The organism is Mucilaginibacter straminoryzae, from assembly GCF_022953055.1.
GTDB classification, from domain to species: domain Bacteria; phylum Bacteroidota; class Bacteroidia; order Sphingobacteriales; family Sphingobacteriaceae; genus Mucilaginibacter; species Mucilaginibacter straminoryzae.
In genome coordinates this window covers 1-20,822 of record NZ_JALJEJ010000010.1, presented here as the reverse complement: position 1 = coordinate 20,822, position 20,822 = coordinate 1, and the positions used below count along the sequence as shown (strand labels likewise).

Below are 20,822 nucleotides of genomic sequence, written 5' to 3'. Positions count from 1 at the left end.
ATCCTAACTTAACTGTAAAACTGTGCATTTAACCAATTCGCAACCTGCTGAGATGAAGGAATATCAGGGAAACAACAACGCCGAAAACCAGGCAGATAAACTCGAGAAATTCTTTGAACTATCGCCGGCGTTGATTTGCATTGCCGGTTATGATGGTTATTTTAAACGGATAAACCCGAGTGTAAGCAGAACTTTAGGTTACAGTACAGAAGAGCTTTTCTCGCGCCCGATTAACGATTTTGTTCATCCGGATGATCGCGATCTTACCACAAGCAAGAGAGAGTCGCTTTACAATAATGCTCCGTTGCTGAATTTCGAAAACAGGTACCTTACCAAAAACAACGAGACAGTGTGGCTCAGCTGGACTTCAATGCCCATTGAAAGTGACAAAGTGGTTTTTGCAGTAGCAAAAGACATTACCTTTCAAAAGAAGATAGAAGAACAGCGAAACGAACAAATTGCTACGCTGACCCATGTTAACAACGAATTGAAACAGCTTACGTATACCACCTCACATGATCTTCGGGCACCGGTGAATAACCTTTTGTCTGTTTTCAGCTACCTGGATACGTCTAAGATTGAGGATGAACAAACGCTGGAAATTATACAAATGCTGCGCGATGCAACAGCTAACTTAAAATCCACACTCGATAATTACCTGGACACCTTCACCCTGAAAAAAGAGTTTGGCATTAAGGTGGAATCCCTCAATCTCTACGATGCTGTAGAAAGGGTTTTGATATCCCTGCAATCGCTGATAGATACTATGAGGGTGAAGATCCAACTTGATTTTTCGGCCTTTCAAAACATAGATTTTAACCGAACTTACCTGGAAAGTATCTTGCTAAACCTGATCACGAATTCCATTAAATATGCAAAACCCAATGCTGCGCCGGTCATAAAAATTAGTACACGATTGAACGGGGAACGCAAGCAATTGATCTTCCGCGACGAGGGCATTGGATTTGACATGGACAATGTAAAAGACAAGGTATTTGGGCTGAACCAGCGCTTTTCCGAACATTCGGACAGCAAGGGAATTGGCCTGTATCTCATCTACAACCATGTTACTGCTTTGGGCGGGCAAATCAGTCTTGATAGTAAGATCAATGAAGGGGCTTGTTTTGCCATAACATTTAAAGCCTAGCAGCTTACGTTGATAAAATAATCTTTTGTTTGAGGATTAAAGATCATTTTCACCTGATTAAAACAGTTACAACATCGCTCAAACCCATCCTCGATAACGACTTTTACAAGTTCGCGATAGCGCCTACCTGCAATGGCATTATTTTGAATAGTTAGTATCTTACGGCGATGAAAATATTCCAAACACATCTTCAACTACCGCAAAAAAGAAGAGGATTTCATTTGATCACTTCAGAGATACTTCGCGCATTGCCGGAAATAAGTCAGATCAACACGGGTATTTGCCAGGTTTTCATACAGCATACCTCTGCTTCCCTAACCATCAATGAAAATGCCGACCCCACCGTAAGGCTCGATTTTGAAATGTGGTTTAATAAAGCGGTGCGTGAAAACGACCCGGACTATCAGCATGATTATGAAGGTGCCGACGATATGCCTGCGCATCTCAAATCATCGCTGTTGGGTGCATCTGTCACTATCCCCATCACCAACGGAAGGCCGGCGCTTGGCACCTGGCAGGGAATTTATTTGTGCGAGCACCGCGACTACGGCGGCAGCAGAAAACTGGTAGTGACAGCTTGGGGTGAATAATTATTGAAAATCATCTTCCGGCAGATGATCATCATCTTCCGGGTCAGGTTCGCCAAGGTCATCCCCTACTCGTATTTCGTGCAGGTCGTCCTCGTCGTTCATCTCGTCATCGAAATTTTCGTCCTCTTCATCCGCACCCGGGTCAAAATCCAGATCATCATCATCTTCATCTGCACCGGGATCGAAACCCAGATCGTCATCTTCCAGCGGATCTATCGCACGAAAACTGGTCTTTTGCGGTTCAACAGCAAATAAAAAGTTGTTGTACCATTCTGTTTCACAAAGTATCATGGCGGGGGCGTTTTAGTTTCGAAGTTGTTACCCTAAAACAAACAGGTACTTATACGTAATGTTTCCCCTAAGTTAACAAAAATCAATTTAATTGAACATTAAGCTTTTGTTAATGATCCGGGTGGTTACCATTGCCGATAGGCGCATTTCCCGAAGGCGTATTTTGCTGATGATCGCTGCAATAACGCCAGCCTATCAGCATAATTATCAGTAATATAAATAAGTAAATATAGGTTCTGTACCCCGGGCTTCTCATACGCACTTTTAAAGCTTCGTAGCAAATGGTGTGCTTTCTTTCGCGCAGTTGTAATTTTACTTGGTAAAATATGTATTACATGGCAAATAACATGGCTGGCTAAACAAAGCAAAGCCTGCCGGGTTAACACTTGTGAGAGGTAAAAACATGCGTCTATACGTGTGATGTTATAACACCAAAATTTGTTTTTATCGTGAATAGCGACAATACGAAATAATAAAAATGGTTTTGGGTATTAAAACCCCAAATATGCGTTTTAAACACAATTGAATTGTAAAAATTACGGTTTACATATTCAAGCTATTCAATTATTTTGGTAAATATGCAAAAGAATTGAATGGTCTACATTCTTTAGAAATAATGGGTACATCAACAACTTTAAATCAAAAAGCAGACGTAGTATTAATCGGTGCAGGGATCATGAGCGCTACACTTGGTGTGATGTTAAAAGCATTACAGCCAGATCTTACGATCGAAATTTTTGAAAGGCTTGATGAAATTGCAGCAGAAAGTTCTGACGCCATGAATAACGCAGGTACAGGGCACTCTGCATTTTGCGAACTGAACTATACCCCCCAGTTAAATGACGGAACGGTTGATATCTCAAAGGCGGTAAAAATCGCAGAACAATTTGAGGTTTCGAAAGAATTCTGGTCGTTTTTAGTTGAAAAAGGATTTGTACAATCTCCTAAAGATTTTATCAATAGTGTGCCACACATGAGTTTTGTTTGGGGCGATGAAAATGTAAGCTATCTGAAAAAACGCTATGAGGCTTTAAGCAAGCACCATATGTTTAAAGAGATGCTGTACAGCGAAGATAAGACCGTTCTGCAGCAGTGGATTCCGCTGGTGATGGAAGGTCGCGATGCAGGCGAAAAGGTATCTGCCACTAAAATGGATCTGGGTACAGATGTTAACTTCGGCGCGTTGAGTAATCACCTTTTTGATTACCTGAAAAAGCAGCCGGGCGTAAATATGCACATGGCCCATGATGTGATTGATATTAAACGCCGTGGCGACGAGTGGGCTGTTAGCGTAAAAAGCTTAAAAACCCGCGAACGTACACGTGTTAAAGCAAAATTTGTATTTATCGGGGCCGGAGGTGGTGCATTGCACCTGCTGCAACAATCCGGGATACCTGAAAGTAAAGGCTTCGGCGGGTTCCCCGTTAGCGGGCAATGGTTGGTATGCCATGATCCGGAAGTGATTAAGAAACATGATGCTAAAGTTTATGGTAAAGCCTCGGTAGGTTCTCCACCAATGTCTGTACCTCACCTGGATACCCGTATGATCAATGGCAAGCGTGCTTTGCTGTTCGGACCGTATGCCGGTTTTTCGACACGTTTTCTGAAGAAAGGATCACTGCTGGATCTGTTCACCTCTATAAAATTAAACAATATCATTCCCCTGCTTTCTGCCGGAAAAGATAATATTCCATTGACCAGGTACCTCATCGGGCAGGTTATGCAATCGCCCGAGGATCGCTTGAAAGCTTTGCGCGATTATTATCCTAACGCAAAAGCCGAAGACTGGAAGCTGGAAATAGCCGGTCAGCGTGTGCAGGTGATCAAAGCTGATCCTAAACGTGGTGGTGTGCTGGAATTTGGTACCGAAGTGGTTACCGCTGCCGATGGAAGCATTGCTGCCTTACTTGGTGCATCGCCGGGTGCATCTACATCGGTGTCTATTATGGTACACCTGATTGAGCGTTGCTTTAAGGCAAAAATGAAGACCGACGATTGGCAAGCGAAGCTTAAAGAGATGATCCCTTCTTACGGGCAATCTTTAGCTAAAGACGCCGCCTTAGCCAACGCTACACGCGAAAGAACAACTAAGGTTCTCGAACTGGCCTAATCAGCTCTTGATATTCAGTCTGGTTTGTATAAACGCAGGCTGAATATCATTTTATAATAACCACCCTATTACCCCTGATTTACCTTTTTTAAAATGTATCTTTTTAAAATAAGATACGTATAAGAGGTGTTTTTGTGGAAAATTTTCATGTAAACCTGATTAATAAAGGCCTATATTGCCGACCAACGGAGGTGATAAGCGCTTTTTAATTGTAATAACAATAAAAACATTAATTTACGCCGTTCAATTTAAAAATTATAAACACATGCAAAAATTCGAAGAGTTAAAACAACTGATCAGTGAGACTGAGAAAGATGTAGCAGCATTTTACGAAAAAGGAAATAAAGCTGCCGGTACCCGCGTAAGAAATGCTTTCCAAAAAGCTAAAGTTCTGGCAAGCGACATCCGTAAAGAAGTTACAGAAAAGAAAAACGCAAAATAAGTTTGTGTTTTTTCACTATAAAAACCCTGCCCGTAAGGCGGGGTTTTTAGTTTTAAAGCCTCGCATGATTAAGGCAAAAGAAAAAGGGTGCCTGCATTCGCAAACACCCTTCTTTAGATCTGATTTTACTGTTTTTGTTTTTATTGTGCAACCTGCATTGGATTTACACCGGTAGACTGGCCGCGTGCAGCACCGCCCGTACGTTGCTTAAATAACTGGAATTTTGACGGTTCAGGCAATTGCCCCCAATAGTTGTTGGTTTCGTCGATGTCCGAAGTTTCCCTCATCGGGTCTAACTTAATTGAAGCAACCTCTTTGTCCAGGCTGTAAAACTTAGTTACCCGCTTTTCATTCAACCGCCAGATTTGCGCAGGGATACGATCCGTTTTTTTAGACCCATCCTTAAACGTAAACTCTACGATAATTGGCATTACCAGCCCGCCTTTATTAGAGAAAGCCAGTTCATAGAAGAATTTATTGGCATACTTAGCCTTCTCAGCCTCGGTCATTGGCTCAACAGACTCACCTGCCTGACGGCCCTTCATCAGTTCCGCGTATTTTCCTTCGTTCACTTTAACCAAACCACGGTCATATTTCCAGTAGAAATCTTGCGTTTCAGGGTCCTGGTCTGTATAGAACTTAATATTTTCTGCTCTGTTTCTTGCTTTTGAAATATCATCCGCAACCACTATAGGTGCAGGTACTTTGTCATTAGCGGATGAAGTACTTGTTCTCGATTGCTTATCAGAAAAATTAGGAACAGCAACTTTTACAGAATCAAGCGAAATATCACAAGGATTAGTGCTGTAGAACCATCCGCGCCAGAACCAATCCAGATCCTCTCCGCTGGCATCTTCCATGGTACGGAAGAAATCTGCAGGAGTAGGATGCTTGAAAGCCCAACGGCGTGCATATTCTTTAAATGCGTAATCGAACAATTCGCGGCCCATAATCGTCTCACGTAAAATATTCAAACCTGTCGCCGGTTTTGAGTAGGCATTCGGACCAAACTGAACGATGTTTTCAGAGTTGGTCATGATCGGCTCCAGCTGATCTTTAGGCAGCTTCATGTAGTCAACAATGGCGTAAGCAGGTCCGCGTTTGCTCGGGAACTTGTTATCCCATAAGCTTTCGGTTAAATATTGTACAAAGGTATTCAAGCCTTCATCCATCCAGGTCCACTGGCGCTCGTCGCTGTTAACGATCATCGGGAAGAAATTGTGTCCTACCTCGTGGATAATCACGCCGATCATGCCGTTCTTAGTGGTTTCGCTGTAGGTACCATCCTTTTCAGTACGGCCGTTGTTAAAGCAGATCATCGGGTATTCCATACCATTTGAAGCTTCCACACTTTGCGCAACCGGGTACGGATAATCAAATGTAAAATGCGAGTAGCTTTTTACGGTGTGTGCTACTACCCTGGTAGAATAGCGGCTCCATAAGTTATAGGCTTCTTTGCCGTAGAAAGACATACACATCACGGTCTTTGAACCCAACTTGGCACCCATGGCATCCCAAACAAATTTACGTGACGATGTCCAGGCGAAATCCCTTACGTTTTGCGCAGCAAACACCCAGGTCTTAGTAGCAGTAGCAGGCGTCTTCTCCGCCGCTTTTGCCTCGGCAAGATTAACCACCTCTACAGGCACTGCTGATGTTCTAGCTTTATTGAATCTGGCCAGGCGTTCTGGTGAAAGTACTGCCGCGTAGTTGATACACTCGCCGGTACCGCCTACCACGTGATCTGAAGGAACAGTGATCTGAACCTTAAAATTACCGAAGGTTAAAGCAAACTCTCCGCGACCGGCGAACTGGTGGTTCTGCCATCCCTGGAAATCACTGTACACACACATGCGCGGGTACCATTGCGCCATAGTGAATACATAGTTACCGTCCTCTGGAAAGTACTCGTAACCGCCACGACCACCAAATACCATACGATCGGAAATTTTATAATGCCAATCTACATTAAAGACGAACTGCTGGCCACTTTTCAAAGGTGCAGGCAGATCGATACGCATCATGGTTTTATTGATCACATAGTGCAGTTTCTTGCCTGTAGCATCGGTCAGTTTGGTAATTACATCACCATAGCCGTTATCTACCTCGCTGTTATTGCGTGCCTCTGTACGGTCCAGGTTTTGAACAGACATTCCCGGTCCCATATTTGAGCTGCTTTGATAATTAGCGTTATTAACCGAGCTATGCTGGTTTTCGTCCAGCTGAATCCAAAGGTAAGTAAGCGGGTCCGGCGAATTATTAAAATAAGTGATGGTTTCACTGCCGATAAGCGTCTGCGTCTTCTCGTTCAGGCTACATTTAATGTTGTAATCCGCCCGTTGTTGCCAGTATTTTACTCCCGGCGCACCGCTTGCCGTACGCTGTTCGTTAGGTGTACTAAGAATGGTTCCCAGTTGCTCGAACTTATTCCCGTGGTTACTCCCCGGGTTATTCTGGATGTCCTGGGCCCTGGCGCTGAAAAGAATAAGGCAACTAAAGCCTGTTACAGAAAGTAGTTTTTTTATCATCGTTATTATTAGTTCGTTCAGTTAGTTATCGGCAATCTTTCCAGTGCCATTTTTAGCGCAAGTGCAAATATACCGGCCGAAATAAAGAAAACCCAATCGCGTCGGTTTACGCGTATAAACTGCAAAACCGCAGCTGCGACGGTTAGGATAATGATCACCACAAAAATCTGCCCCGCTTCCAGCCCGCAATTAAAACCAAATAAGCCCCATCCAATGCTTTGATCTTTCGCCAGCATGATACGTATCGCATTGGCGAACCCCATGCCGTGTATCAGCCCAAAGCCAAGCGCGTAGTAGTAGTTCAGGTTTACCTTGATGCGCCTGCCGTTGATTTGCCCGAGATTACTGATAGCGGTAATAAAAATAGTACAAGGAATTAAAAATTCCACCCATTTACTCGAAAACCTGATCACATCCAATACACTCAGTGCCAAAGTGAGCGAATGGCCTATGGTAAATGCAGTAACCAGTATTAAAACACGTTTGATATCCGTCCACACAAAAACAGCGGTTAACGCCAGGATAAAAAGCTGATGATCTAATGCATCCGCGCTGATGATGTGTTTCCAGCCTAAAGAAAAATAAAAAAGAAAATCCTGCATTTAGCGTTAAGCATCAAAAAAAGGTAATTTAGGCAAAAAATCAGGATTGGATATGAAGAGATGTTATTTTTTGTTGCTGTTAATCGCAATTGTTACAATTTCCAGTTCCTGGACAATGCCCGGCATAAGTATTGTTTCACGGCGACACCCTCTTCACGTGGCTACGGTAGAACTGAATTATAATAACACAGACCAAAAACTAGAGGCTACCTGCACGCTGTTCGCAGACGATTTTGAACAGGCGCTGGAAAAGCAGTTTCACCGCAAGGCAGACCTGAATAAAAAAGAGTTACATCAGCAAATGGACGAAATGGTAAGCGCTTACATCCAAAGCAACCTTAACGTAAACCTGAATAATAAAAAAGTAATACTCCATTACCTTGGGTTTGAAAACGAACGGGAAGCGATCAACGTTTACCTGGAGTCTGACAAGTTACCCATGCCCTCAGTTATTGAAAGTAATACCTCACTACTCTATAACCTTTACGACGATCAGATGGTGATTGTGCACATAACAGCTAAAGGTGTAAGAAAAAGTTCGAGGGTAAATTATCCGGACAGAATTATCAAACAAAGCTTCTGAGCGATCACTTGATAAAGAGGAAAGCGTCGAATTTAAATTAAGTTGTAGCTACTTTATTAAAATACAATCAAATTCATTCAGATTTTCGATTATTATTCAACTTATTTAACAAAAATTCCAATTTCCAACTTAATTACTACAAAAAACAATCATAAAAAGGCAATTGACCACCAAAAACGCCATAAAATTGCATTAAAATTTAATTTTTTGTAATTATTGGTATTTTTTTACTGAATTTTGAGCCAGTAAAATAAAAATTGCAGTAGAAATACACCCCTATGAAGAAATCATCCCTACCGTGTGATCTGAACTCCTGTTTTCTTTGCCAGAATTGTTTACCCGAATGGCATCCTGCAATTGCAGCCAACAAAAAAAACTTTAAAGTAAAAAAGGGTGAGGTGATCTTTCGGGAGGGCGATCCGGTAACAGGCTTATATTTTGTTTACCAGGGAAATGTAAAGGTTTTTAAACGTTGGGGTGCAGAAAAAGAGCTCATCATCCGTTTTGCTAATAAAGGCGCCATTTTCGGACACCGCGGTATGGGAAAAGACGCGCACTACCCGGTATCGGCCTCTGCATTGGAAGACAGCATTGTTTGTTTTATTGATATGCCCTTTTTTGATGCTACACTAAAAGTAAACAGCGCTTTCACTTATCAACTGCTGATGTTCTTTGCCGATGAACTAAAAGAATCGGAACGTAAAATGAGAAACCTGGCTCATATGTCTGTAAAAGGACGCGTTGCCGGGGCTTTACTTGCGCTGGAAAATCAGTTTGGAAGAACTGCCGAAGGTTTCATCAACGTAGACTTAAGCAGACAGGACCTTGCCTCTTATGCAGGCGCCACCTACGAAACCGTATTCAGGATGATGAACGAGCTGATCCAGAGCAACCTCATCAGCGTAGCCGGAAAAAGCATCTCTATTACCAGTAAAGAAGGGCTGCAACAATTAACCAGCGAAGAATCACCAGCCTAACGGGTAAAGTAATTAGGCGATAAGGCTTTATATCTCATCGCCGGGCAATCCTGCTATCAGATCAACTGCATCGCTGGCTAAAAGAGTTTCCTCCAGGTAAGGAATGGTTACGGTAAAGCGTGTACCTTTTCCAAGCACGCTTTCCACCACTATACTACCCGAATGCTGTGCTACAAAATCCCGAACCAGTATTAAACCCAAACCGGTACCTAATTCATTATTGGTACCATTATTAACTGCTGCTGTACGGCTGAACAACCCCTCCTGCAATTCTGGCGACATCCCAATACCGGTGTCCTGCACATGAATCTCAACAAAGTCCCTGCCTGCCTGCGCAGTTAGCTTTACACTACCTCCGTTTGGCGTGAATTTAATGGCATTGGTAACCAGGTTTTGTATAATAGACCTTAGCATGAAGGTGTCTGCGCGGAGGAAAATATCCGTCGCCACCTTGTTCTCTATCCTTATGTTTTTTTGGAGGGCATTAGGTTTTACCAGTTCAAGCGAATCATCTATACCTTTGCTTAGCCGGATCCGCTGCGGATTGAAATTGGTTTTTTCGTGCTGCTCCTTGGCCCATTCTACCACTTCGTTCAACTGCGTCAAAATGCGTTTTGATGTTCTTAAGATGATACCCGATAGCTGCTTGAGCTGTTTATTGCTCAGGTGCTCCGGATCATCATTCAGCTTAGCAGAAGAGGTGAGTAAAGCGGTAAGCGGGTTACGTAAATCGTGAGAAATGACGGACAAGAACTTATCCTTTGAAAGGTTCAGACTTTTCAATTCCTCGTTCAGCTTTTCCAGTTCCAGCGTACGCTCCCTTACCCGGTTTTCCAACTCCTGATTCAACTTCATCAGGTCGTGGTTAATCACACGCAGCTCTTCTTCTTGCTTTTGAAGCAGCAGGTTTTTCTTATACAATTCAGCAAATACCGCAACCTTGGAGCGAAGCACCTCGGGGTTGACCGGCTTACGGATATAATCTACCGCGCCGGTTTGATATCCTTTAAAAACGGCATCCTCCTCGTAATCCTTCCCGGTAATGAAGATGATGGGGATATGTTTTAGCTTATCACGCTGATAGATCAGTTCGGCGGTTTCATAACCGTCCATGATCGGCATCTTTACATCCAGCAATATCAATGTGAAATCGTCCTCTTTTAACAATATCTTCAGCGCTTCCTTGCCAGATCTTGCCTTAAAGAAAGTATATCCGCTCTTTTCGAGGACGATCTCCATTGACATTAAGTTATCCTCACTGTCATCAACCAAAAGGATTTTAACAGCAGAATTTAAATCCATTCTTCAAATATTAGGTATGTAGATGCCATTACTATTGTTGCAACCAAACCCGCATCAGCGAAAGTAGTTGATCTGTCTTCACGGGCTTGGTGATATAATCAGAAGCCCCGGAAGCGATACATTTTTGCCTGTCGCCAATCATTGCTTTTGCGGTTACCGCTATAATTGGTAGATTTTTGTTCTTATTTTCTTTCCGGATCCACTGTATGGTCTCATAGCCGTCCATTTCCGGCATCATGATGTCCATTAATACAATATCGATATCCTTATCGTTATTGAGTATTTCCAGCGCTTCGCGGCCGCTTTCTGCGGTAATACAATTTAGTTTAGAACGCTCGAACGCCGCAGTTAGTGCAAAAAGGTTACGAACGTCGTCATCCACGATCAGCACTTTTTTGTTATCCAGGATATCGTCCGCGCCATGTGCTTTCTCCAACAGCTGCGCTTTATCATTACTAAGTGTACTGATATTCACGTGCAACAGCTTGGACACTTCTTCCAACAACAACCCTCGCGATTCGGCAGTTCTCGACACTACTTTGTGGTTAAGCCGCTTCAATTGCAACAGTTCATGCTCAGAAATTTCGCTATCAGCATATAATATCACCGGGATATCCAGGTTTTTCTGTTGGTTCAGGAAGTTAAGCAGCGGCTTGGCATCGCTGATATTGTAATCTAAAACGATACACTCATAGACAGACTCTTTTAATAGCGCGATAGCACTCTTACCTGTATCAGCAGTTACGGCGTTCACTTCTTCTGCAGAAAGCAGCTCAGCCAAAGCGGTTCGTTCCTGTTCGTCCCCCTCTACAATCAACAGGTTTTTAGTGGCTCTTTCATTAAAGCTGATGATACCCGATATCAATTCATCCAGCGATTTGTTCGACAGCGGCTTCAGGTGAAAACTCTTTGCTCCCCGTTTAAATGCCAGCGCCTTGTTGTCCTCTCCCGAAATCAGATGTACCGGTATATGACGCAAGTTCAGATCGCGCTTCAACATTTTCAGAACCTTCCAACCGTTCGACTCAGGCAGGTTAACGTCTAATGTAATTGCAACGGGATGATAGGTCTGGATCGCTTCAAAAATATCTACATACGTTGAAGCAACAACAGCTTTTAAGCCGAAATCGTGCACCTTATCGATCATAATCTTGGTAAAACGAAGATCATCCTCAATTACCAGGATCACTTTATCATGCTGTTGGATGTTGTGGCGGTCATCATCGATCACCTTTTCTTCTGCATCTGTACTTAGCATTGCCTTATTTGCCTGTGCGGCATAAGCGGCATTGGTTGCTACTACGGTGACGTTGCCATCTGCTGTTTTGCTTGAATCTTTGTATTTGAACGGCAGGAATAGTGTGAACACGCTACCCTTACCCAATTCACTTTCAACGGTAATGGTACCGCCGAGTAGCTCCGCAAAACCTTTGCTAATTGACAGACCGAGACCTGTACCGCCGTATTTACGGCTGGTAGAACCTTCCGCCTGTTGGAAAGCTTCAAAAATGAGGCTTTGTGTGTTTTTTGGAATACCGATACCTGTATCTTCAATTGAAAACGCAATCACACTATCCACATCCTTGATCGGATTTTCGGGTTGATTATTAGCACGTTGGATTTTCAATTTCACTTCACCTTTCTCGGTGAACTTAAAGGCATTGGAAAGCAAGTTCTTCAATATCTGGTTCAAACGCTGAATGTCGGTTTCCATCATTTCCGGCAATTCTTCGTCTATCTCTATCTCGAAGTTCAGGTTCTTTGTTTCTGAAATTGGCTTGAACGTTGTTTCCACAAAAGAAGCTATCTCGCGGAAGCTCACAGGCATAATGTCGGCGAAAATCACCCCTGATTCTATCTTAGACAGATCGAGAATATCATTGATCAGTTGGATCAGGTCATCACCGCAGGAGTGGATCGTTCTTGCATACCTGATCTGTTTCTCGGTAAGGTTACCTTCGTGGTTTTCGAACAGTTGTTGCGCCAGGATCAACAGCGAATTCAGGGGCGTACGCAACTCGTGCGACATGTTGGCCAAGAACTCCGATTTATACTTCGAAGTTAGCGTTAACTGCTCTGCTTTTTCTTCCAGGGAACGACGGGCCTCTTCCACCTCTTTGTTAATCTGCTCTACCTCTTCCTTCTGTTTCTCCAGCAGTTGAGCTTTATCATGCAATTCCTCATTCGCACGGCGAAGCTCCTCCTGTTGTGCACGTAAATCGCCGGATAGTGATTGTGACTGTTTCAGCAGCTCTTCTGTACGGGTATTGGTTTCGATGTTGTTTAGTACGATACCGATAGATTCCGTCAATTGATCGAGGAAGTCTAAGTGGGTACGGCTAAAGTGTTCAAAAGAACCCAGCTCGATCACCGCCTTTACGTTATTCTCAAACAATACCGGCAGGATAACCAAATCCAGCGGTGGCGCATCGCCGATACCGGAACTGATACGTAAATATTCGCCGGGAATGTTTTTAAGCAAAATGCGCTCCTTGTCGGTGGCACACTGCCCTACCAAACCCTCGTTAAGCGAGAATTCTTTATTTATTGTTCTGCGGCTGCGTGGTGCATAACCTGCAAACAGCTTTAATGTTGGCTCGTCGTTGCCTTCATCGGGCTGCTCTAAAATGTAGAACGCGCCGTAAGGGGCATTTACTAATTGCGCCAACTCGGAAAGGATCTTATTTGCTACCGCATTTCTATCGCGCTGGCCTTGAAGCATCTGCGCGAACTTAGCCAAATTGGATTTCAGCCAGTCCTGCTCGCGGTTCTCTGTAGTGGTATCCTTCAGGTTGGCAATCATCTGGTTGATGGTATCCTTCAGTGCTTCCACCTCACCCCGCGCATCTACACGGATGGTCCGGGTTAAGTCGCCTTTTGTTACCGCAGATGCTACCTCGGCAATGGCACGTACCTGTGTGGTTAAGTTCTCCGCCAGCTGGTTTACGTTCTTGGTCAAATCCAGCCAGGTACCAGATGCACCCGGCACGTTCGCCTGTCCACCCAGTTTACCTTCCACACCCACCTCACGGGCTACAGTAGTTACCTGGTCCGCAAATACCGCCAGGGTGTCAATCATGTTATTGATAGTTTCCGTTAACTAGTAAACCTCACCCTGCGCACTGATAGACAGTGTTTGTTTAAGGTTACCATTCGCTACCGAAGTTACTACCTTGGCAATACCACGCACTTGCGAGGTAAGGTTAGATGCCATGTTGTTTACGGAATCCGTTAAATCTTTCCAGGTACCCGCAACACCCGGTACGAAAGCCTGGCCGCCTAAACGGCCTTCGATACCTACCTCACGTGCCACGCGTGTTACTTCGGATGCAAATGCGTTCAGCTGATCCACCATCGTATTAATGGTATTCTTCAACTCAAGAATCTCGCCCCGCACGTCTACGGTGATCTTCCGCGACAAGTCGCCGTTTGCTACCGCTGTGGTTACGTCGGCTATGTTACGCACCTGGCCGGTAAGGTTACCCGCCATCTGGTTTACGGAGTCGGTCAGCTCTTTCCAGGTACCTGCAACTCCAGGCACCTTCGCCTGGCCGCCGAGCTTACCTTCAGTACCTACTTCGAGCGCCACACGCGTTACTTCGGATGCAAAACCATTCAGCTGATCCACCATCGTGTTAATGGTATTCTTCAGCTCCAAAATCTCGCCGCGGGCTTCGATAGTAATCTTACGAGACAAGTCGCCCGTTGCCACCGCCGTAGTTACGTCGGCAATGTTACGCACCTGCAGGGTAAGGTTACTACCCATTTTATTTACGGAGTCTGTCAGGTCTTTCCAAACCCCACCGACACCTTTTACTTTCGCCTGGCCGCCGAGTTTACCTTCGGTACCTACTTCGAGCGCCACACGCGTTACTTCGGATGCGAATGCGTTCAACTGTTCCACCATCGTATTGATGGTTTCTTTTAGCTCCAAAATCTCGCCTTCAACCTGTACGGTAATCTTTTTAGACAAGTCGCCATTTGCTACAGCCGTAGTCACCGCCGCAATGTTACGTACCTGGGCAGTAAGGTTACCCGCCATCTGGTTTACGGAGTCGGTTAAGTCCTTCCAGGTTCCTGCTACGCCCGGCACGAATGCCTGGCCGCCCAGCCGCCCTTCTGTACCCACCTCACGCGCCAGTCTGGTTACCTCATTACCGAACGAGTTCAGCTGATCCACCATGGTATTAATGGTGTTCTTCAGCTCCAGGATCTCGCCGTTGGCCGCAACCGTGATCTTACGGGAAAGGTCACCCTTTGCTACCGCTGTGGTTACGTCGGCTATATTCCGTACCTGTAAGGTCAGGTTACTACCCATTTTATTTACGGAGTCGGTTAAGTCTTTCCAAACGCCGCCGACGCCCTTTACTTTAGCCTGGCCACCCAGCTTACCCTCCGTACCTACTTCGAGCGCCACACGCGTTACTTCGGATGCGAACGAGTTCAGCTGCTCCACCATCGTATTAATGGTATTTTTCAGCTCGAGGATCTCGCCCTGCACGTCTACAGTAATCTTCCGCGACAAGTCACCATTTGCTACCGCTGTGGTTACGTCGGCAATGTTACGTACTTGCGAAGTAAGGTTACCTGCCATCTGGTTCACGGAGTCGGTCAGCTCTTTCCAGGTTCCTGCAACGCCCGGCACCTTCGCCTGTCCACCCAGCTTACCTTCGGTACCTACTTCGAGCGCCACGCGCGTTACTTCTGATGCGAAACCATTTAGCTGATCCACCATCGTATTGATGGTATTTTTCAGCTCCAGGATCTCGCCTTTTACGTCTACAGTAATGTGGCGTGATAAGTCGCCCTTTGCTACCGCGGTGGTAACCTCGGCAATGTTACGTACCTGGGCCGTCAGGTTACCCGCCATCTGGTTCACGGAGTCCGTTAAATCCTTCCAGGTACCGGCAATGCCCGGCACTTTAGCCTGTCCGCCTAATTTACCTTCTGTACCTACTTCGAGCGCCACGCGCGTTACTTCTGATGAGAAAGAGTTCAGCTGATCCACCATGGTATTGATCGTGTTCTTCAGCTCCAAAATTTCACCTTTGGCTTCTACTGTAATCTTACGCGATAAGTCGCCTTTTGCTACGGCTGTTGTCACCTCGGCGATGTTACGCATTTGGGTAGTTAAGTTACCCGCCATCTGGTTTACCGAATCGGTAAGTGCTTCCCACACACCCGCTACACCCTTTACCTTGGCCTGTTCACCCAATTTCCCTTCAGAACCTACCTGGGTTGCCACACGCGTTACTTCGGATGAGAATAACCGCAACTGCGACACCATTTGGTTAGCTTCTTTTGCAATTGTTAGGAACTCCCCTTTCAAAGGCTGGCCATTAATTTCAAGCGGCACCTGTTTAGAAAGGTCACCTTTGGCAATAGAGGTGATCATGCCGGCAATTTCAGTAGTTGGATAGGTTAAGTCTGTAATCAGGTTATTCAATGCATTCACCCCAACCTCCCATTCGCCTTTAGCATCGGGGATAGAAACACGCTTTGAAAGGTTACCGCGTTTACCTATTATTTTTTCAGCCGTACATATTTCGGTCACGATACGCTCATTCATGTCAATGATATCATTCACAAGCTCGCATATTCTTCCGGCAATGCCGGCTTGCTGCACCGTCATACGTACGTTTAGTCTGCCGTTTTTTACCTGTGATAATACCTTCAGAAGTTCTTTGAGATCAAGGGCATCATCGCCCATAGGAATAGCCTTTGCAGGCTTTTCCTTTACAGGAATGCTGATCAGTTCGTTATTCATAGGAATGCTTTGAGTAGAGGGGCTAAATGTAAAATTATTTCAATAATTATTTATCAAATTAAATTTATAGTTACTACTTAATTTTTCTGGTTAAATTTTATCAATTAATTCAATCAGACATCTACGGATGTAGTGGTGAGGCTTTTATCGTGGATCGGAAAAAACAGTAGTTAAAACATGCCGGATATTGATGTATAAACAAATGCTCAACAAGTTTTACCCTCATAGCAAACGCAATAGTATTTGTGAAGAAAAGCCGTTATAAAATAATATGTAATACTATCCTGCTTTTGATTTGTTTGCTTAAGAAGTTAAATTATTTTAAAAATTTTGCAGCTGAAAAAACACCGTCCGCGACTCCGTCATTTTAAGCAACATTAATGCGTATAACTTAAACCCATTTTAGCTATCTTCATCAAAATTTTACACCTATGGAACAAATGACAACCCTTGCAGAAGTGATCAACAACTTACGGGAACAAGGCTACACCGAAGATTTTAATCTGCAACCAAATGCGCTGCATTCAGCGGCAACCGATATCGTTTTACATCCGGAAGATTTTGTTATTGACCGCCATTACAGATTTGAAGGCCCCTCTGACCCTGATGAAGAGGCTGTTGTTTATGCCATATCTTCTACAGACGGAAAAGTAAAAGGCGTTTTGGTAAACAGCTATGGCGTTTACAGCGATGATACCACCGACGAATTAGTAAAGAAGTTGAAGGAACGAAAAGACACGTATTGAGGTGTACCACTTAATCTTTTAAAGAAGTGAGTAAGATTTTGATGTTATCAATTAAAATTTTGATGCTATCTTTTTATCTGTTGAAGGAAGAGCAAATTCTACCGATAACAAAAACGGATTATGAAAAAGGAATAAAGCCCCAAAAAATAATTTATAACAAACACATTGTTAAAAAAGGAATCATTTTAAAATACTGTAAGTTTTGTAAACCATTTAAAGATAACGCTAATCCTGATGATTTTTTTGAATATGAATATCAAGGGGAATTTTTAACTGTCGGTCTATCTGTTATAAAGAAGGTCTATTATAACGACGAAGAGTATCTTATAGTAAATAAAAAAACTTGTTCGGTTAGTACAATTCCTGGTAAACCTTTCTTATTTGATTCCTTTATTATTTGTGCCAATGATGGACAGACTACAGATAAAAAATACTTTATCGAGATCTGGCAGTTCCGTTCTAACAAGCTATACAAACTAGAAAGAATCTATTTAAAAGAACAAACTGAACCCATCAATTTTCATCTTCTTAAAAATCGTATAATAGCGTTTAAAAACATCAATGGCCTGTATTTCAAACTAAATCGTTCTTGTTATCATTAGCCATAGTTCTTTATGTACCGCTTTTAAGGTAAACTATGAATTTTTGTATCAAAATTTCTGATCGGTTCTGGTTTTCTTTGGGTAAAAAGGGCTAAACCCACTTCTGTTATACCTAATACCATGTGCGGCAGATAAACATTATCATTAAAATGAAACAACCAGGGAGAAGCCGCAAGTAAAACGCCGATCAGCCCGTCTATCATCAAATGAGCAGACATGGGTATTGCGCGTTTTGCCCTGTCTTCATAATCGGTAAAAAAAGATATTACCAGTAATAAAAACCCGACCGTAACCACACACCATCTGGCCGCTTTCGCATGCTCAAAACCGAACAGCCAGGGTGACGAGAATAATAGCACACCCATAGCATAGTCCAGAATGACATGCAATCTCCTGCTGATCATCCTCATCCCTTCAGATTCTAATTTGATTAGTGCTTAGCGTTACCAAAGCACATGCCAAATTAATAAAAAGATAAATAAATTTCTATAAGATTAATTTTTTATTCTTTCCGGTGGAAGCGGTATGAAATCTGTTTCACCAGGCACCGGTGAGAACTGTTGGTTACGCCAGCGTTCTTTTGCGGCATCGATCAGCGCCTGATCAGTCGCTACGAAGTTCCAGTAAATGAAGCGCTCTTCCGGGAACGGCTCACCGCCAAAAAAGTAGATGGCAGAGTTTTCTGTTAAAGTGATTTCGCACAACTTGTTATTCTTTATCACCAGCAGCTCTTTTGGGCCGAATGTTTCTCCTTCTGCTTCTATAGCACCGTCCAAAATATAGATCCCGCATTCGCCATATAGCTTGTCGGCTATTTTCAATTTCTGCCGTGCAGTATTCTTAACTTGCAAAAAATATAGTGGACTATACACGGGCACGGGAGAGGTTTTGCCCATCGCCGTACCAGCCACAAGGGTATAAGAAATTCGCTCCTCAGTCCACTGTGGCAGATCTGCCGCGTCCGCATGGTAAAAGGTAGGGTCCATTTGCTCCAGCTCTTTAGGCAATGCCACCCAGATCTGCAGCCCATGCATGGTTTTATCTGTTTCGCGGAAACGTTCAGGGGTACGTTCAGAATGTGCGAGCCCCTTCCCTGCCGTCATCCAGTTCACCTGGCCCGGCGTTATCTCTATAGCCGTACCCAATCCATCGCGGTGCATCATGCTGCCCTCGAACAGGTAGGTTAAGGTAGACAACCCGATGTGCGGGTGTGGTGCGATATCAATATTTTCCCCCGGGCTCATTTTTGCCGGCCCCATATGATCTATGAAAATGAAAGGCCCGACCATCCGTTTGCTGTGAAACGGCAATAGCCGGCCAACCATAAAATTACCGATATCGCGCGGACGTTCTTCAATAATCAGGTCGATGTTAGACATATTCCTTTAGTTTTTTCTGTTTGTTTTAATAAACGCAGCCACCTCCGCCATAGGCGCTACCCAAATTTCCTTTTGATGATCTTTTAAGTAATGCAGCAATTGGCTATGTGCTTTCAGGTCTACGTTCAGGCTATGCCCACCGCCTACCCCATGGAACAAAAATACCAGCAAGGTATGTGTTTCCATTGCCTTCGTCACCAAGCCAATCATATATGCTGCATCTTGCCCATTAATGGCGTAAGCGTTAATATTTGTTAAATCCACCTCGTCTATCCTGGGCATGCCCGGCATTACGCCGCGGGCGCCAATAAAATCGTTCTTCAACTGATCATAGAAAAACACGTCGCCTATTTTAAGGTCGCCGCATGGATAGGCAAATGTACGCTGTTCTTTCCCGTCAATCGCTTTTAGCAGTACATTGTTCATCCGGATCTCGCTTACCTCGCGCTCTACGCTATATTTACTCAAGTCATGCTCGCCCTTGGCAAAATCACGACCGGGCAAAGTAGCATCACACGGATGGAACAAAGCATGATTACCGAGCTCATGCACTTCCTTGGCCGCTTTGCGCCACTCAGCCATGCGCTTGTTCACTACCGGTGATGAACCTATTAAATAAAATGTTCCTTTCAGTTTTACGGAATCCAACGCCGGGACAACATTATCAAGATCAACGTCAATGGCGTCATCATAGGTAAGCACCACCGCACACTGTTTGTTGTTCCATAAGCCCCTTGGCTGGGCAAACAGACAGGTGGTTATGGCAAGTGCAGTAATAACTAACGGAACTGCTTTTTTAAGGAATGTCTTCATCCGGCGATGTTTTGGTGCATTAAATATAGTATTTTCGAAGCTCAATTTTCCGGCTTTTGCATGAAGTTCATCCTATCCAAAGTATTGTTGTTTTTCTTATTTCCCCTCACGTGGATCGGTGTTCTGTTTATCATTGCGTTGTTCGTGAAAAATGTAAAGATCAAACAGCGATTGTTGATTGCTACGCTGATTCTGTTCTGTTTCTTTTCTATTCCGTTGATCCTGAGTATTTATGCCAATTGTTGGGATTACCCGGAAACACACTTAAATAACAGTAAAAAGTACAGCTGCGCAATTGTACTGGGCGGCTTTTCCAGTTCGGATAATAATGAACAAGGCTATTTCAACGGCTCGGCAGACCGGTACATACAGGGCGTGCAATTGTATGAAAGTAAAAAAGCATCTCATATTTTAATTAGCAGCGGAAGCGGCGACCTTTTACCCGGCGAGTTTAGAGAGGCGGATTGGGTAAATACGCAATTAAAAACAATGAATATCCCGGACAGCAGCGTCCTGATAGAAAACCGGTCGAGGAATATCATCGAAAATGCCCTTTTCACCAGGAAGCTTTTGCAGGAAAAACATCTGTCGCCGTCCTATCTGCTGGTTACGTCTGCATTTCACATGCGGCGGTCTATGCTGATTTTTAAAAAAGCAGGACTTGAAGTAATCCCTTATCCATGCAACTATCTGGCGGGAAGAGAGAAGCATAAATTTGATCTGTTTATCCCTGCTGCTTACACGCTGTACACCTGGCAACTTTATACCAAAGAATTAGTCGGATATGTTGTTGCAGCAATAAGTAAGTTCTAAAACAAGAAGAAGCCGTCTCATAAGTCAATTATGAGGCGGTTTTTTTATTTAAAGAGATTTTGACGGGTTTATTAGGAAAGCTGTATGGTGTCAGCTTACTTTAAGTTTTTTTGTTGGTTTGGGTGTTTTT

At 43.9% G+C, this 20,822-nt stretch carries 18 protein-coding genes; 9 read left to right on the top strand and 9 right to left on the bottom strand.

The window, feature by feature from the left end; genetic code table 11:
• Positions 1-22: 22 nt before the first annotated feature.
• Together MUY27_RS17255 and MUY27_RS17250 are read left to right on the top strand one after the other, a co-directional pair.
• On the top strand, positions 23-1,147 hold the full coding sequence (locus tag MUY27_RS17255) for a PAS domain-containing sensor histidine kinase (protein ID WP_245132103.1): 1,125 nt from the start codon (positions 23-25) through the stop codon (positions 1,145-1,147).
• A gap of 167 nt (positions 1,148-1,314) precedes the next feature.
• Entirely contained in the window at positions 1,315-1,737 is a 423-nt protein-coding gene (locus tag MUY27_RS17250) for a secondary thiamine-phosphate synthase enzyme YjbQ (RefSeq protein WP_245132101.1), read from the top strand.
• Here MUY27_RS17250 and MUY27_RS17245 read toward each other — a convergent pair whose 3' ends face one another.
• On the bottom strand, positions 1,738-2,028 hold the full coding sequence (locus MUY27_RS17245; protein ID WP_245132100.1) for a hypothetical protein: 291 nt from the start codon (positions 2,026-2,028) through the stop codon (positions 1,738-1,740). It abuts the gene before it with no gap.
• Positions 2,029-2,644: 616 nt separating this feature from the next.
• On the opposite strand from MUY27_RS17245, the gene MUY27_RS17240 reads away from it, so the two are divergent.
• Positions 2,645-4,138 (top strand): malate:quinone oxidoreductase, encoded by a 1,494-nt coding sequence (locus MUY27_RS17240; protein WP_245132099.1) that lies wholly within the window; start codon positions 2,645-2,647, stop codon positions 4,136-4,138.
• Between the two features lie 265 nt (positions 4,139-4,403).
• Entirely contained in the window at positions 4,404-4,580 is a 177-nt protein-coding gene (locus MUY27_RS17235; protein WP_245132098.1) for a histone H1, read from the top strand.
• A 140-nt stretch (positions 4,581-4,720) separates the two neighbouring features.
• Here MUY27_RS17235 and MUY27_RS17230 read toward each other — a convergent pair whose 3' ends face one another.
• Together MUY27_RS17230 and MUY27_RS17225 are read right to left on the bottom strand one after the other, a co-directional pair.
• A complete protein-coding gene (locus MUY27_RS17230) occupies positions 4,721-7,108 on the bottom strand; it encodes a M1 family metallopeptidase (RefSeq protein WP_245132096.1) in 2,388 nt (795 codons plus the stop codon).
• A 17-nt stretch (positions 7,109-7,125) separates the two neighbouring features.
• Positions 7,126-7,710, bottom strand: coding sequence for a HupE/UreJ family protein (locus MUY27_RS17225; RefSeq protein WP_245132094.1), 585 nt, complete (start codon positions 7,708-7,710; stop codon positions 7,126-7,128).
• Positions 7,711-7,825: 115 nt separating this feature from the next.
• Between MUY27_RS17225 and MUY27_RS17220 the strand changes: the two genes are divergently transcribed.
• The gene (locus MUY27_RS17220) at positions 7,826-8,293 is read left to right on the top strand and encodes a DUF6702 family protein (protein WP_245132092.1); all 468 of its coding nucleotides are present in this window, start codon (positions 7,826-7,828) and stop codon (positions 8,291-8,293) included.
• A 278-nt stretch (positions 8,294-8,571) separates the two neighbouring features.
• Positions 8,572-9,270, top strand: a complete 699-nt coding sequence (locus MUY27_RS17215) for a Crp/Fnr family transcriptional regulator (protein WP_245132090.1) — start codon at positions 8,572-8,574, stop codon at positions 9,268-9,270.
• 27 nt (positions 9,271-9,297) lie between these two features.
• Here MUY27_RS17215 and MUY27_RS17210 read toward each other — a convergent pair whose 3' ends face one another.
• The 3 genes from MUY27_RS17210 to MUY27_RS17200 are packed head-to-tail and all read right to left on the bottom strand — an operon-like array spanning position 9,298 to position 16,339.
• Positions 9,298-10,572: a hybrid sensor histidine kinase/response regulator gene (locus MUY27_RS17210; protein WP_245132089.1), complete on the bottom strand. Its 1,275-nt coding sequence runs from the start codon at positions 10,570-10,572 to the stop codon at positions 9,298-9,300.
• Positions 10,573-10,603: 31 nt separating this feature from the next.
• Positions 10,604-13,651 (bottom strand): response regulator, encoded by a 3,048-nt coding sequence (locus tag MUY27_RS17205; protein WP_245132086.1) that lies wholly within the window; start codon positions 13,649-13,651, stop codon positions 10,604-10,606.
• A gap of 21 nt (positions 13,652-13,672) precedes the next feature.
• Positions 13,673-16,339, bottom strand: a complete 2,667-nt coding sequence (locus tag MUY27_RS17200; RefSeq protein WP_245132085.1) for a HAMP domain-containing protein — start codon at positions 16,337-16,339, stop codon at positions 13,673-13,675.
• A 431-nt stretch (positions 16,340-16,770) separates the two neighbouring features.
• Between MUY27_RS17200 and MUY27_RS17195 the strand changes: the two genes are divergently transcribed.
• Together MUY27_RS17195 and MUY27_RS17190 are read left to right on the top strand one after the other, a co-directional pair.
• Positions 16,771-17,085, top strand: coding sequence for a phosphoribosylpyrophosphate synthetase (locus MUY27_RS17195; RefSeq protein ID WP_245132084.1), 315 nt, complete (start codon positions 16,771-16,773; stop codon positions 17,083-17,085).
• Positions 17,086-17,111: 26 nt separating this feature from the next.
• Positions 17,112-17,687, top strand: coding sequence for a hypothetical protein (locus MUY27_RS17190; protein WP_245132083.1), 576 nt, complete (start codon positions 17,112-17,114; stop codon positions 17,685-17,687).
• 23 nt (positions 17,688-17,710) lie between these two features.
• On the opposite strand, the gene MUY27_RS17185 is transcribed toward MUY27_RS17190, so the two are convergent.
• The 3 genes from MUY27_RS17185 to MUY27_RS17175 all read right to left on the bottom strand — a co-directional run bounded on the left by MUY27_RS17185 (position 17,711) and on the right by MUY27_RS17175 (position 19,879).
• Positions 17,711-18,097: an SPW repeat domain-containing protein gene (locus MUY27_RS17185; RefSeq protein WP_245132082.1), complete on the bottom strand. Its 387-nt coding sequence runs from the start codon at positions 18,095-18,097 to the stop codon at positions 17,711-17,713.
• A gap of 84 nt (positions 18,098-18,181) precedes the next feature.
• Complete coding sequence (locus tag MUY27_RS17180) at positions 18,182-19,066, bottom strand: pirin family protein (RefSeq protein WP_245132081.1); 885 nt, start codon at positions 19,064-19,066, stop codon at positions 18,182-18,184.
• A gap of 6 nt (positions 19,067-19,072) precedes the next feature.
• A complete protein-coding gene (locus tag MUY27_RS17175) occupies positions 19,073-19,879 on the bottom strand; it encodes a polysaccharide deacetylase family protein (RefSeq protein ID WP_245132080.1) in 807 nt (268 codons plus the stop codon).
• A 60-nt stretch (positions 19,880-19,939) separates the two neighbouring features.
• Here MUY27_RS17175 and MUY27_RS17170 point away from each other — a divergent pair, with 60 nt between their 5' ends.
• Positions 19,940-20,692, top strand: coding sequence for a YdcF family protein (locus MUY27_RS17170; protein WP_245132079.1), 753 nt, complete (start codon positions 19,940-19,942; stop codon positions 20,690-20,692).
• The last annotated feature ends 130 nt before the right edge of the window (positions 20,693-20,822 follow it).

Excerpts from the sequence above, each read along its gene's own strand:
- MUY27_RS17250 (WP_245132101.1), top strand. The coding sequence starts at position 1,315 with ATGAAAATATTCCAAACACATCTTCAACTACCGCAAAAAAGAAGAGGA.
- MUY27_RS17245 (WP_245132100.1), bottom strand. The coding sequence starts at position 2,028 with ATGATACTTTGTGAAACAGAATGGTACAACAACTTTTTATTTGCTGTT.
- MUY27_RS17240 (WP_245132099.1), top strand. The coding sequence starts at position 2,645 with ATGGGTACATCAACAACTTTAAATCAAAAAGCAGACGTAGTATTAATC.
- MUY27_RS17235 (WP_245132098.1), top strand. The coding sequence starts at position 4,404 with ATGCAAAAATTCGAAGAGTTAAAACAACTGATCAGTGAGACTGAGAAA.
- MUY27_RS17230 (WP_245132096.1), bottom strand. The coding sequence starts at position 7,108 with ATGATAAAAAAACTACTTTCTGTAACAGGCTTTAGTTGCCTTATTCTT.
- MUY27_RS17225 (WP_245132094.1), bottom strand. The coding sequence starts at position 7,710 with ATGCAGGATTTTCTTTTTTATTTTTCTTTAGGCTGGAAACACATCATC.
- MUY27_RS17220 (WP_245132092.1), top strand. The coding sequence starts at position 7,826 with ATGCCCGGCATAAGTATTGTTTCACGGCGACACCCTCTTCACGTGGCT.
- MUY27_RS17215 (WP_245132090.1), top strand. The coding sequence starts at position 8,572 with ATGAAGAAATCATCCCTACCGTGTGATCTGAACTCCTGTTTTCTTTGC.
- MUY27_RS17210 (WP_245132089.1), bottom strand. The coding sequence starts at position 10,572 with ATGGATTTAAATTCTGCTGTTAAAATCCTTTTGGTTGATGACAGTGAG.
- MUY27_RS17205 (WP_245132086.1), bottom strand. The coding sequence starts at position 13,651 with ATGATTGACACCCTGGCGGTATTTGCGGACCAGGTAACTACTGTAGCC.
- MUY27_RS17200 (WP_245132085.1), bottom strand. The coding sequence starts at position 16,339 with ATGAATAACGAACTGATCAGCATTCCTGTAAAGGAAAAGCCTGCAAAG.
- MUY27_RS17195 (WP_245132084.1), top strand. The coding sequence starts at position 16,771 with ATGGAACAAATGACAACCCTTGCAGAAGTGATCAACAACTTACGGGAA.
- MUY27_RS17185 (WP_245132082.1), bottom strand. The coding sequence starts at position 18,097 with ATGAGGATGATCAGCAGGAGATTGCATGTCATTCTGGACTATGCTATG.
- MUY27_RS17180 (WP_245132081.1), bottom strand. The coding sequence starts at position 19,066 with ATGTCTAACATCGACCTGATTATTGAAGAACGTCCGCGCGATATCGGT.
- MUY27_RS17175 (WP_245132080.1), bottom strand. The coding sequence starts at position 19,879 with ATGAAGACATTCCTTAAAAAAGCAGTTCCGTTAGTTATTACTGCACTT.
- MUY27_RS17170 (WP_245132079.1), top strand. The coding sequence starts at position 19,940 with ATGAAGTTCATCCTATCCAAAGTATTGTTGTTTTTCTTATTTCCCCTC.